This window comes from Neobacillus sp. YIM B06451 (assembly GCF_032667185.1).
Lineage (GTDB): Bacteria > Bacillota > Bacilli > Bacillales > Cytobacillaceae > Bacillus_D.
The window spans coordinates 225480-238081 of sequence record NZ_JAVFKJ010000005.1; the positions used below are offsets into that span (position 1 = coordinate 225480).

The 12602-nt window shown below is 50.2% G+C and carries 10 protein-coding genes; 2 read left to right on the forward strand and 8 right to left on the reverse strand.

Features of this window, described 5'->3' with window-relative positions:
- Nucleotides 1–9: 9 nt before the first annotated feature.
- From RB160_RS12115 to RB160_RS12135, 5 genes are all read right to left on the reverse strand, one after another.
- A complete protein-coding gene (locus RB160_RS12115) occupies nt 10–1149 on the reverse strand; it encodes an acyl-CoA dehydrogenase (protein WP_316570608.1) in 1140 nt (379 codons plus the stop codon).
- Nucleotides 1150–1286: 137 nt separating this feature from the next.
- Nucleotides 1287–2405, reverse strand: a complete 1119-nt coding sequence (locus RB160_RS12120) for an acyl-CoA dehydrogenase (RefSeq protein ID WP_316570609.1) — start codon at nt 2403–2405, stop codon at nt 1287–1289.
- 137 nt (nt 2406–2542) lie between these two features.
- A complete protein-coding gene (locus RB160_RS12125) occupies nt 2543–3400 on the reverse strand; it encodes a 3-hydroxybutyryl-CoA dehydrogenase (RefSeq protein WP_316570610.1) in 858 nt (285 codons plus the stop codon).
- Between the two features lie 58 nt (nt 3401–3458).
- A complete protein-coding gene (locus tag RB160_RS12130; protein WP_316570611.1) occupies nt 3459–4646 on the reverse strand; it encodes an acetyl-CoA C-acetyltransferase in 1188 nt (395 codons plus the stop codon).
- A gap of 263 nt (nt 4647–4909) precedes the next feature.
- Nucleotides 4910–7021, reverse strand: coding sequence for a (Fe-S)-binding protein (locus RB160_RS12135; RefSeq protein WP_316570613.1), 2112 nt, complete (start codon nt 7019–7021; stop codon nt 4910–4912).
- Nucleotides 7022–7298: 277 nt separating this feature from the next.
- Between RB160_RS12135 and RB160_RS12140 the strand changes: the two genes are divergently transcribed.
- Both RB160_RS12140 and uvsE read left to right on the forward strand, forming a co-directional pair.
- Nucleotides 7299–8498, forward strand: coding sequence for a phospholipase D-like domain-containing protein (locus RB160_RS12140; RefSeq protein WP_316570614.1), 1200 nt, complete (start codon nt 7299–7301; stop codon nt 8496–8498).
- A gap of 60 nt (nt 8499–8558) precedes the next feature.
- Nucleotides 8559–9515 carry a UV DNA damage repair endonuclease UvsE gene (gene uvsE / locus RB160_RS12145; protein ID WP_316570616.1) on the forward strand — a complete coding sequence of 319 codons (957 nt, stop codon included), beginning with the start codon at nt 8559–8561 and terminating at the stop codon, nt 9513–9515.
- A gap of 89 nt (nt 9516–9604) precedes the next feature.
- Here uvsE and RB160_RS12150 read toward each other — a convergent pair whose 3' ends face one another.
- From RB160_RS12150 to RB160_RS12160, 3 genes are all read right to left on the reverse strand, one after another.
- Nucleotides 9605–9790 carry an H-type small acid-soluble spore protein gene (locus RB160_RS12150; RefSeq protein WP_316570617.1) on the reverse strand — a complete coding sequence of 62 codons (186 nt, stop codon included), beginning with the start codon at nt 9788–9790 and terminating at the stop codon, nt 9605–9607.
- A gap of 162 nt (nt 9791–9952) precedes the next feature.
- Nucleotides 9953–11623, reverse strand: a complete 1671-nt coding sequence (gene argS / locus RB160_RS12155) for an arginine--tRNA ligase (protein ID WP_316570618.1) — start codon at nt 11621–11623, stop codon at nt 9953–9955.
- Complete coding sequence (locus RB160_RS12160) at nt 11620–12048, reverse strand: YwiB family protein (RefSeq protein WP_316570619.1); 429 nt, start codon at nt 12046–12048, stop codon at nt 11620–11622. The genes argS and RB160_RS12160 overlap by 4 nt, the downstream gene beginning before the upstream one ends.
- Between the last annotated feature and the right edge of the window lie 554 nt (nt 12049–12602).

Genomic DNA, 12602 nt, shown 5'->3' on the forward strand with positions numbered 1-12602 from the left:
AAAGTCCAATTACTTCGTCAGCATCCTTGAAATCACGAGGCGTTGGATTTCCTGTGTGCCCTCATAGATTTGCGTGATTTTCGCATCGCGCATAAACCGTTCGACCGGATAATCCTTCGTGTATCCATAGCCCCCAAATACCTGTACCGCTTCCGTCGTGGCCTTCATGGCGGTATCCCCGGCAAAAAGCTTCGCCATTGCGGATGCTTTGCTGTATGGAAGGCCTTCCGATTCCAGCCAGGCAGCCTGGTAGGTTAATAGCCTTGAGGCTTCCACAGCCGTAGCCATATCGGCCAGCTTGAAGGAAATTCCTTGGTTTGCGGCGATTGGCTTGCCGAACTGGTGGCGTTCTTTTGCGTATTCGACTGCGGCGTCAAGCGCGCCCTGGGCAATTCCGACTGCCTGGGCGGCGATGCCGTTCCGTCCTCCATCCAATGTCATCATCGCGACCTTAAAGCCTTCTCCCTCGTCACCAAGCCTGTTTTCAACCGGTACGCGGCAATCTTCAAAAATGATTTCCGTCGTCGGCGATGAGCGGATCCCTAATTTCTTCTCTTTCTTCCCAACAGAGAAGCCCGGAAAGTCCTTTTCAACGATAAACGCGGTTGTCCCTTTTTGCTTGCTTGAAGGGTCAGTCAGGGCAAACACAATGTAAATATCCGCAATGCCGCCGTTTGTGATAAAAATTTTCGAGCCGTTCAGCACATAATGATCTCCATCGAGGCGGGCGGTCGTTTTCATGGCGCCCGCATCCGAACCGCTTCCCGGCTCAGTCAGGCCATATGCACCGATTTTTGACCCTTCCGCCATCGGCCGGAGGTATTTTTGCTTTTGTTCCTCGGAGCCGAATTTGTAGATTGGCCAGCCAGCCAGTGATGTGTGGGCAGACAACGTAACACCCGTCGACGCGCAGACGCGGGAAAGCTCTTCAACTGCGATGCAATACGCAAGGTAATCGCTTCCGATACCGCCATACTCTTCTGGCCATGGAATCCCAGTCAGGCCAAGCTCGGCCATTTTGTCAAAAATCTCCCGATCAAAGCGCTCCTCTTCATCGCGCTCCGCGGCGGTCGGTGCGACTTCGTTACGGGCAAAGTCCCGGACCATTTTTCGAATCATTTCATGTTCTTCAGTGAGTTTAAAATTCATTGTCGCTTCCCCCTGGTAGATTTGAAATTTAGAATTTATGTTCATCCTCGCATCGTTTGCTTTCGGGACTATAAAGTTGTCGGAATGGCCCTCAAGCCTTTAACGGACTATTATTTAGGCTTTATCTCAGAAAAAAATTAGAGCTGCCTGGCGATGACATGCCGCTGGATTTCACTTGTGCCTTCATAGATTTCAGTGACTTTGGCATCACGGAAGTACCGTTCCACCGGGTAGTCCTCGGTATAGCCATAGCCGCCGAATACTTGAATGGCCTCCGTGGCTGTTTCGACAGCCGTTTTTGAGGCGAAAAGCTTTGCCATTGACGCTTCCCGGCCACATTTGAGACCTTCTGAACGGAGGGATGCCGCCCTGTAAACAAGGAGCCTCGCCGCTTCGACAGCCGTAGCCATATCCGCAAGCTTAAAGCCAATCCCCTGTTGCGCGGCGATTGGTTTGCCGAACTGATGTCGTTCCTTCGCATATTCGGTTGCCGCGTTCAAAGCCGCTTCGGCTATACCAAGCGCCTGAGCCCCGATGCCAATCCTGCCTGCGTCTAGGTTGGACATGGCAATCTTGAAACCCTCTCCTTCAGCACCAAGTAGGTTTTCGCGCGGAACCTTCATGTCCTCAAATGTCAGCTGGACGGTGCGGGAGCCATGGAGCCCCATCTTTTTTTCGTCCTTGCCGATAATCAGGCCATTTGTGTCCTTGTCTACAATAAACGCGGAGATCGTCTCCTCGCCGGTCCGTGCAAAAACAATATAAATATCGGCCTCGCCGCCGTTTGTAATAAATACTTTCGCCCCATTCAGGACGTAGGAATCACCTTCAAGGACCGCCTTTGACTTCAGGTTCCCCGCATCCGATCCTGCGCCCGGCTCTGTCAGGCAAAAAGCGCCGAGCCATTCGCCTGCGGCCATTTTCGGAACATATTTCCGCTTCTGTTCCTCCGTGCCAAAATAAAGGATCGGGTTGGTCCCGACGGAAGTATGGACGGACAAAATGACGCCGACTGCCGCGCTAACCCTCGAAATTTCGTTTATGGCAATTATGTAGGACATAAAATCCATCCCCGCACCGCCATATTCTTCAGGAACAGGAATGCCCATCAGGCCAAGCTCGCCCATTTTTTCCAGGACTCCCCTAGGAAACTCCCCCTGTTCCATTTTTTCGACAAAAGGAGCAATTTCTTTTTCCGCAAAATCGCGGACCATTTTCCTCATCATTTCCTGCTCATCTGTAAACCGGATATCCATCCGCCATCCCCCTCCTGAGCTGGTCTTCCTTTAGAGGCTCCCGCTTTAAGGCATCACAACGGCCAAATCCGGGAAGCCATGTACCCATCATTTCCTGGCCTGGCAAAAATGCTTTCTCCAGGACGAATCTAGGCCACCTATTTCTGCTGGTAATCATAAAAGCCGCGGCCTGTCTTTTTGCCAAGCCAGCCAGCTTTCACATATTTCCTCAAAAGTGGGCACGGACGGTATTTGCTGTCGCCAAAACCCTCATAAAGCGTTTCCATAATATAGAGGCATGTATCAAGCCCAATAAAATCAGCGAGCGTCAATGGCCCCATCGGGTGGTTCATGCCAAGCTTCATGACATCGTCGATTGCTTCCTTTGTTGCCACGCCTTCATACAGTGTATAGATGGCCTCATTGATCATCGGCATGAGAATACGGTTTGAGACAAAGCCCGGGAAGTCGTTTACTTCGACCGGCACTTTATTGAGTACCCTTGTCATTTCCTCGATTTCCTGGTAGACCTCGTCCGCCGTTGCAAGCCCGCGGATGATTTCAACCAGTTTCATAACCGGTACGGGATTCATGAAATGCATACCGATGACTTTTTCCGGTCTGTCTGTCTCCGCTGCGATTTCTGTAATCGGCAGTGAGGAAGTGTTGGTCGCGAGAATCGCATGCCCGGGTGCGATTTTGTCAAGCTTTCTGAAAATATCGGCCTTCACACCCATGTTTTCCACAGCAGCCTCAATGACCAGGTCTACCCCGGCGGCATCTTCCAGCGAAGTCGATGCAGAAATGCGGGATAGGGTTTCTTCCCTCACAGTCGCCTCGAGTTTCCCCTTCTCCACGGCGCGGTCAAGATTCTTTTTGATGCCGTTCAAGCCTTTTTCGACTTGCTCATTGTTTAAATCATTCAGGATAACAGTATATCCGAACTGGGCGCATACTTGGGCAATACCGGAGCCCATCTGCCCGGCTCCAATTACCATTACGTTTATAATCGCCATGTGTTTTCCCCTCCAAATAAGGCGGCGGAGCAGTCCGCCCGCCTCTGAATCTTGTATTCTATTGTTTCGGCACTTCAATCATGATGGCATCGCCCTGTCCGCCTCCGCTGCAGATTGCGGCGATTCCGATCCCTCCGCCCCGCCTTTTCAGTTCGTGCATCAACGTCACGATTATCCTGGCACCGCTCGCGCCAATTGGATGCCCAAGAGCGACGGCTCCGCCATTGACATTGACTTTTTCAGGATCAAGCCCTGCGATTTTATTGCTTGCGAGCGCAACAGCCGAGAAAGCTTCGTTAATCTCAAACAAGTCGATTTCCTGAAGTGATCGCCTTGTTTTTTCCAAAAGGGCATTAATAACAAGGCCCGGCGTTTGCGGGAAGTCCTTCGCTTCGACGGCGATTGACGTATGGCCAAGAATGGCGGCGCCAATGGTCCGGCCCTCGCGGTTAGCCCGTTCTTCGCTCATCAGGACGAGCGCAGCCGCGCCATCGTTAATGCCAGGCGCGTTTCCGGCCGTGATTGTTCCATCCTTATCAAAAGCTGGTTTCAGCGACCCAAGCTTTTCGATTGTCGTGTCCTTCCTTGGCGATTCATCGTACTCAACAACTATAGGCTCGCCCTTTCGCTGCGGAACGGATACAGGGACAATCTCTTCCGCCAGGATTCCTTTTTCAATAGCCTCATTGGCAAGATGATGGCTCCTCATTGCCCAAAGGTCCTGCTCATCCCGGGTAATGCCCATTTCAGAAGCTGTGGAATTTCCGTACGTTCCCATATGGACGCCAGTAAAGCTGCAGCTAAGGCCGTCCACAAGCAAAAGATCCTGCATCGGGGCATCCCCCATCCGAAAACCCCATCGCGCTTTCGGCAAGATATACGGGGCGTTGCTCATTGACTCCATCCCGCCCGCCACAATAACTTCTTCATCGCCTGCCCGAATGATTTGGTCGGCGATGGTGACGCTCCTCATCCCGGAAGCGCATACCTTGTTGATTGTTTCCGTCCGGACTTCCCACGGAATCCCGGCATGGCGGGCAGCCTGCCTTGAAGGAAGCTGGCCCTGTCCGCCCTGAAGGACCGATCCGAGGATGACTTCGCCTACATCTTCTGGATTGACCCCCGCACGCGTAAGGGCCTCCTTTACAGCAATCCCCCCAAGTTCCGATGCGGTTAGGCTGCTGAGCGCACCTCCAAATTTTCCAAAAGGTGTCCTTACTCCGCTTAAAATAACTGTCCTGGCCATTCCATCTACCCCTTTGCAGTTTTTTTGCAAATAATCTCCTAAGTCCTTAATGCTGTATCCAAAACCCTGTTTCCTTTTCTTACTCGTGGAGGCGGCGACTGAACGCTCGCTCAACCAACGGGCAATAATGAAAGCGCTTAACCTATTAAGAATAATTTTACAGCAAAAAAAGCAGGAACTGAAATTTCAGACACAAGATTCATAATTTTTAAGGAATTTGCGCCAATCAGTCCTGCTTTCTTTTAAAAAATCCCGGTGCAATTCTATGATACGAGCGAGGATGGTTCGCCGACGACGGAGCGCTCTAACAACTCGGCTACATCGTATGTTCCGACGCTTTCTTCCACTTCCTTCGCCTTCGTCCCGTCGGATAGCATAGTCAGGCAGTATGGGCAGCCCGAGGAGATGACTGATGGATTGACGGCCAGCGCCTGCTCTGTACGGGCGACATTGATCCTGTGTCCGGTTTCTTCTTCCATCCACATCAAGCCCCCTCCCGCTCCGCAGCACATCCCGTTCTCACGGTTGCGGTCCATCTCTACTAGCTTGACGCCGGGGATTGCCTTCAGGATCTCCCGGGGTGCATCGTATACTTCGTTATAGCGGCCAAGGTAGCATGAGTCGTGGAATGTGATTGTTTCGCGTACTTCATGCCTAGGCACGAGCCTTCCTTCCCGGATGAGGTCGAATAATAGCTCTGTATGGTGGAAAACTTCAGCCTCGAGCCCGAAATCCGGATACTCGTTTTTGAAAATATTGTAGGCGTGCGGATCAATCGTAACGATCTTCTTGACTTCGTTCTTCTCAAACTCCTCGATATTTTTCACCGCAAGCTCTTGGAACAGAAATTCGTTCCCGAGGCGGCGCGGTGTATCACCGGAGTTTTTCTCCTTATTCCCAAGGATGGCGAATTTGACCCCCGCCTCATTTAGGAGCTTTGCAAAGGAAAGGGCGATTTTCTGGCTCCGGTTGTCATACGAGCCCATCGCCCCGACCCAGAACAGATACTCGAACTCCTCGCCAGCCTTCTTAACCTCTTTAACCGTTGGTACATGGACATCCTCACGGGCTTCACGCCAATCTTCGCGCTCTTTTCGGTTCAATCCCCATGGGTTGCCCTGGCGCTCGATATTGGTCATTGCACGCTGAGCATCAGGATTCATTTTTCCTTCCGTCAACACGAGGTAGCGGCGCAGGTCGATAATTTTATCAACATGCTCGTTCATAACGGGGCACTGGTCCTCACAGTTCCGGCATGTCGTACACGCCCAAAGCTCTTCCTCCGTAATGACATCGCCAATTAGGCTTGGATTATAGGCGGAAGCCGCTGCAGCTTCATCCATGGCAGCTCCCTTTGCGGCAAGCGCAAGTTGGTTCCCTTTCGTATTGGCGAACGCGATCGCCGGAACCCATGGCTGCTTTTGCGTAACCGCCGCTCCGTAGTTGGTAAGGTGGTCGCGGAGCTTCAGGATGATATCCATCGGCGAAAGCATTTTTCCGGTGCCTGTCGCCGGGCACATATTCGTACAGCGGCCGCATTCGACACAAGCGTAAAAATCAATCATTTGCAGCTGGTTGAAATCCTCGATTTTCCCAACCCCGAAGCTTTCCTGTGTCTCATCTTCAAAATCAATTTTCTTCAGCTTCCCGACAGGGCCGGTTCGGCTGAAATACGTATTAACAGGGCCGGCGATCAGATGGGCGTGCTTTGACTGAGGTACATACACAAGGAAGGCGAGCAATAGGAGTAAATGGATCCACCATGAAATGTAAAAAGCCGAAATGGCGGCGGTTTTACCCATCCAGCCAAAGCCTGCGGCAATCAGCGAGGCAACCGGCTCGGACCAGCTCCCCTCCGCACCATGCCAAATGATGCCCATCGCATTTCCGAACAGGACAGAAAGCATCAAACCGCCGATGAAAATAAGGACAAGGCCCGCTTTGAAATTCCGTTTCAGGCGGACAAGTTTTTCAACATAGCGGCGGTAAAACGCCCATACGACCGCGACAAGAATGATTAGTGTCACAAGTTCCTGGAAGAAGGTAAACCCCCTGTACAGCGGGCCAAGCGGGAGCTGCGAACCTGGCTTGATTCCCTTCCAAATGAAATCGATCGCCCCAAATTGGACAAGAATAAAACCATAGAAAAACATGACATGGATGATTCCGCTTTTTTTATCCTTTAACAGTTTTTTCTGCCCAAATACATTGGACCAGATATTTTGCCAGCGTTCCTTGGCGGCGGCGTCGAATTCAGCCTTCTTGCCAAGCCTGATATAGGCAATCCTCGTTTTGACCAGGTAGGTAAATAAACTCACTGCGTAAGCGGTTACAATTAGGAACGCAATTAAATTGACCCATAACAGCTCATTCACTCAAAACTCCCCTTTCTTTTCATATGTTTATACCCTTTAGCCCATTAGAAGAAAATTTCAAACCTATTTAATTTTCAGAACTATGTATACTTTCATTATAAGATGAATGAGCATTCAGTCAACAATTTTATCATCCGCCTCTATTCATACAACGCCTGTTTCCGGTAAAAGCTATTTGAATAAGGAAAGTGGAAAGGCCCGCTTTTAAAAGAAGCGCCATGGCAATCATGGCTATTTTCCGTTTACCCATTTGAAAACAGGAACGGAGGCAGGCAGTATGTTTTTCATCCTGGTTATTGCTGGTTTGGCCCTGCTCCTGGCCTGGCTTCCCGTTGACCTTCATTTCGGAAGGGCGAAGCGGTTGAGGGAAACCGGATATTCTCCCCTGCCGAGGCGCAAGGGGACAATCCGGTTCTTTACTAGGGGCAGCGAATTGTTCAAGGATTATTTTACGGAGTTGAGGCATGCTGACCGCTATATTCATGTTTTATTCTACATCGTCAAAGAAGATGCCCTGAGCCAGGAATTTTTCAACCTCCTCCGTGAGAAGGCCCGATTAGGCGTTGAAGTCCGGCTGCTCGTTGACTGGATTGGCAGCATGGCCATAAAAAAAGAAACAATTGCCTCCCTCAAGGAGGAAGGAATCCATTTCGCATTTTCACACAAACCAATGTTCCCCCATTTTTTCTACACCCTCCAGGCAAGGAACCATCGAAAAATAACGATTATTGATGGGAAAATCGGCTATCTTGGGGGGTATAACGTGGGGAATGAGTACATTGGCGGCCATCCGAAGCTCTCTCCATGGCGGGATTACCACCTGAAGCTTTCCGGCGGTTCTGTCCAGGATCTGCAGGATGTTTTCCTAAAGGATTGGAAAGAGGCAGCCGGAGAAGATTTGCGGAACCACCCTATTTATGTTTGCGAAGAAGCTACGGGACCAGCCGAGCATCAGCTTGTTCCAACCTCTGGTTACCTGCTCGAGGAGACATGCCTGGAACTTTTAAAATCGGCAAAAGATAGAATCATCATTGGCAGCCCTTATTTCATTCCAAGCAAAAAGCTGTTCGCCGAGCTCCTTGCCTGCCTCGAACGGGGGGTTTCACTTGCCATCATCGTCCCTGGTATCGCCGACCATCCTTTTGTGCAGGAAGGCTCCTACAGATACCTTCGCAGGCTTATTAAAAATGGCGCGAGGGTATACCAGTACTTTAACGGCTTTTACCACGCAAAAACGCTGCTGATCGATGATACCGTCTGTGATATTGGGTCGGCGAATTTTGATAAAAGAAGCCTGTTTCTAAATAGCGAAATCAATTGCTATATGTTCGGGCCCGCGCAAATAAACGAAGCCGAGGCTATCTTGGAGAATGATATCAAGGCATCGAGGGAGCTGGAACTGTCCGTTCTAGAAAAGCCCGATTTTGGGCGCACGGTTAAGGAGCTTATTGCCAGGGCGCTTTCGTTGTTTTTATAAGAAGACGGTGGTGGACGTCCGGATAAGGTTGGGTACACTTATTGGCAAGGGGATGATTTTTTGAAAATAAGATTTGGCTATGTATCAACTGCTCTTTCCCTTTGGGAAGCCTCCCCGTCCCGGACGATGACTTTTGCCCGTTACAAGGTTCTTGGGAAAGAGGAGCGGCGGGAAAAACTCCTTGCCATTACCGCGGAAAACTTGTGGAATACAAAACGGATTCTTTATTACAATATCGCCCATGGCATAGATGTGTACCGCTTCTCAAGCTCGATTGTACCGCTTGCAACACATCCTGAGGCTCATTGGGACTATGCCTCCCCTTTTCGGGATGAATGGCTTGATATCGGAGAGCTTGTAAAAAAACACCAGCTCCGGGTCAGCTTTCACCCGAACCAGTACACCCTGTTTACATCGCCGCGCACTGAGGTAACGGCGAATGCTGTCCGGGATATGGAGTACCATTACGGTATGCTTGAATGCATGGGGCTTCAGGAATGGGGAACGCTCAACATTCATATTGGAGGGGCCTACGGAGATAAAATTTCCGCTATCAGCCGCTTCCATGAAAATTTGCGCATGCTACCGTCTCCTATCAAGGCGGCCATGACGCTTGAAAATGATGACAAGACCTATACAACTGAAGAAACATTGGCCGTTTGCTTGAAGGAACGGATACCGCTCGCCTTTGATTATCATCATCACATGGCGAATCCGTGCGGCCGGCCCCTAGAGGAGCTATTGCCGGAGGTTTTTTCGACATGGTCACATATGGGGCATGTCCCAAAAATCCATGTTTCTTCGCCAAAGTCGGAGAACGCTTTCCGTTCGCATGCGGATCATGTCGATTTGGAATTCATCCTGCCATTCTTGAAGCTGCTGAGGGAAATTGGCCATGATGTCGATTTTATGATTGAGGCTAAAACAAAAGACCAGGCTTTGCTGAAGCTAGTGCCCGAGGTTGCCGCCATCCGCGGGGTGAAACGGATTGGCGGTGCCGCGATTGAGTGGAACTAAGTATATTTATTTAAAATCTAAGCCCTAAAAAAGAAGCCTCCATCCGGATAAGCTTCTTTTTTAATGGTTACCGTGTTTCCACAGCGGGCCTATTCCACTTCTTCAATTAAATTCAGAACAGGGACCGTGCGTTCCTGTTCCGGGCTGTCCCGCCAGTAAATCCGGGCCTTCTTCTGTTTTTCGTCTACGTTCTGGATAATGACCCGGCTTCCTTCGTACGTCACCGTTATATTATCCGCCGATTCCATGATTTCCTTTGCGCGGCCTACATTCATGCTACCCACTCCTCACACAAATTCTCTTATTTACTATTTGCAGCACGGGCTTTTTCTATCCCGTTGGAGCAAGTTATAGCCGATTAAGAAAGTGTGGTTTTTTACACAAAAAGAAATGCAAAAAAGCCCCCCGAAAAAGCCGGAGGGCCAATTACGATAGCATTACATTTTTTCCGGAGCGGAAACGCCAATTAGGGACAATGCATTTCTCATAGCAATCTGAACAGCCTTTACGAGTGCAAGGCGCGCTTTTGTGCGTTCCTCCTGCTCCTTGTCGACGACCTTCTCGGCATTGTAGAAGCTATGGAAAGTAGACGCCAAATCAAAGACATAATTCGCGATCCGGTGCGGTGTCCGCTTCAGTGCCGCTTCACCGACCGCCTGCGGGAATTCGCCAAGCTTTTTCAGCAGATCAATTTCCTTTTCAGAGCTGATGAGGCTTAAATCCACTTCCTTGCTGACTTCAAATCCCTGTTCCGATGCCTGGCGCAGGATGCTCGAAATCCGGGCATGCGCGTACTGGGCATAATAAACCGGGTTGTCGTTCGACTGGGAAACGGCCAAGTCAAGGTCGAAGTCCATATGTGTATCGGCGCTGCGCATCGCGAAGAAGTAGCGGGTTGCATCAAGGCCGACTTCCTCGACGAGGTCGCGCATGGTGACCGCTTTGCCTGTCCGCTTGCTCATCTTCATTTTCTCGCCATTTTTATACAAATGGACAAGCTGGATAATCTCCACTTCAAGAACATCTTTGTCATAGCCAAGCGCCTGGATGGCCGCCTTCATCCGCGGGATATAGCCGTGGTGGTCGGCGCCCCACACGTTGATGAGTTTTTCAAAGCCGCGGTCGAGCTTGTCCTTATGATAGGCAAGATCAGGGGTAAGGTATGTGTACGACCCGTCCTGCTTGATCAATACGCGGTCCTTATCATCGCCGAATGGGGTTGAGCGCAGCCAGGTAGCTCCTTCTTCCTCATAAATATGGCCATTGTCACGGAGCGTTTTTAAAGCGGTGTCGATTTTCCCATTATGGTACAAAGAAGTCTCGGAATACCAAACGTCGAATTCCACGCGGAAATCCTGCAGGTCCTTCTTGAGTTTAGCCATTTCATACTTGAGTCCATATTCGCGGAAAAAGTTGAAGCGCTCCTCTTCCGGCTCATGGACAAACCTCTCACCGAACTCTCCCGCAAGCCTTTTTCCGATTTCCTTGATGTCCTCGCCGTGGTAGCCATCCTCCGGCATTTCCTTGTCAAGCCCGAGCGCTTGGAAATACCGCGCTTCCACGGATAAAGCCAGATTGTTAATCTGGTTGCCGGCATCATTGATATAGTATTCGCGCGAAACATCGTAGCCCGCTTTGGCAAGGATGTTGGAAAGCGAGTCCCCGACAGCCGCGCCCCTGGCATGGCCAAGGTGGAGGTCTCCCGTCGGGTTGGCGGAAACGAATTCAACCTGGATTTTTTGTCCTTTTCCGACATTCGTATCTCCGTACTTGTCGCCAGCGTCCAAAATAGTTGGAATCAGCCCTGTCAGGTAGCTATTATCCATGTAAAAATTAATGAACCCCGGCCCTGCGAGTTCGATTTTTTCGATTGAAGCTTTTGAGCGGTCAAACTGTTCGACAATGGCTTCGGCAATGACACGGGGCGCTTTTTTCGCCACGCGCGCCAGCTGCATCGCCATGTTGGTCGAATAGTCACCATGCGCTTTTTCTTTTGGGACTTCCAGAATCACTTCAGGAAGCTGTTCTTCAGAAGCAAGGCCGGCTTTCAGGACGGCTGCTTTGATTTCCTGTTTCAGGTTGTGCTGGACCTGTTCAACTAAATTCATTCCATTTCCTCCTCAAACGTTATCGCCAAGCTATATGTACCCGCGGGTGAGCCCGCAATCTGCAAGTCGTATTTCAGCATGAACATGCCGCCGCGGCCGTTTTCCCTGATCGCCTGGGCAAGCCTGGCCGTTACGGCTGTAACGGGAAGCGTACCATATTGGGTATTGTAGCTGCCCCTCGTTTCCTCGCCGAGCCTGAATGGCAACCTCATTTTCACAGCCCCACTTCTCAGGAGCAATGCTTCCCCGCTGTCCATTTTTATAATGGTACGGATGCTGCCCTCTTCCAATATTTCCTCATATTGAAGATAGACGCCGCTTCCCTTTTTGTAAAAAAAACCGGTTGCGCCAGTTGTGTATTCATCCTTCACACCGGATTGGACAATCGAGGTGCTGACGTTCACTGTAACAGGAATCGGGTCCATCCGGCTCCACTCCTTTTTCATCCCTTATAAATAAAAAATTATATCATGAAAGTTTACACAGCTCTACCTGCTTGAAGCAGTATCACTTTATTATAGCTTTCAGCGGCCAACAATTCAAAAAGCGCCTGCTTCATGGAAGAAACAGGCACTAGATGTTTTAAGAAAGTTATGACGGACCGAGAAAATCCTAGGACTTGTTGCCAGCCAACGATGGAAAACCTGCAAAGCTATGCTTCGTGACAACCTAGGGATAAATTCAGGGTTTGTTGTCACGATAAGCCAGGATTCGTGACAACCGCAGGCCTATATCCGGGTTCGTTGTCACGAAAAGCCAGGATTCGTGACAACCTAGGGCTACATTCCGGGTTCGTTGTCACAATAAGCATCGATTCGTGACAACCGCAGGCCTAAATCAGGGTTCGTTGTCACGATAAGCCAGGATTCGTGACAACCTAGGGCTACATTCCGGGTTCGTTGTCACGATAAGCATCGATTCGTGACAACCTTGGGCCTAAATCTGGGTTCGTTGTCACAATAAGCCAGGATTCGTGACA

Coding starts and splice junctions, on each gene's coding strand:
- argS (WP_316570618.1), bottom strand. CDS start 11,623: ATGAATTTAGTTGAACAGGTCCAGCACAACCTGAAACAGGAAATCAAA.
- RB160_RS12140 (WP_316570614.1), top strand. CDS start 7,299: ATGTTTTTCATCCTGGTTATTGCTGGTTTGGCCCTGCTCCTGGCCTGG.
- RB160_RS12115 (WP_316570608.1), bottom strand. CDS start 1,149: ATGAATTTTAAACTCACTGAAGAACATGAAATGATTCGAAAAATGGTC.
- RB160_RS12160 (WP_316570619.1), bottom strand. CDS start 12,048: ATGGACCCGATTCCTGTTACAGTGAACGTCAGCACCTCGATTGTCCAA.
- RB160_RS12125 (WP_316570610.1), bottom strand. CDS start 3,400: ATGGCGATTATAAACGTAATGGTAATTGGAGCCGGGCAGATGGGCTCC.
- RB160_RS12150 (WP_316570617.1), bottom strand. CDS start 9,790: ATGAATGTAGGCCGCGCAAAGGAAATCATGGAATCGGCGGATAATATA.
- RB160_RS12130 (WP_316570611.1), bottom strand. CDS start 4,646: ATGGCCAGGACAGTTATTTTAAGCGGAGTAAGGACACCTTTTGGAAAA.
- RB160_RS12120 (WP_316570609.1), bottom strand. CDS start 2,405: ATGGATATCCGGTTTACAGATGAGCAGGAAATGATGAGGAAAATGGTC.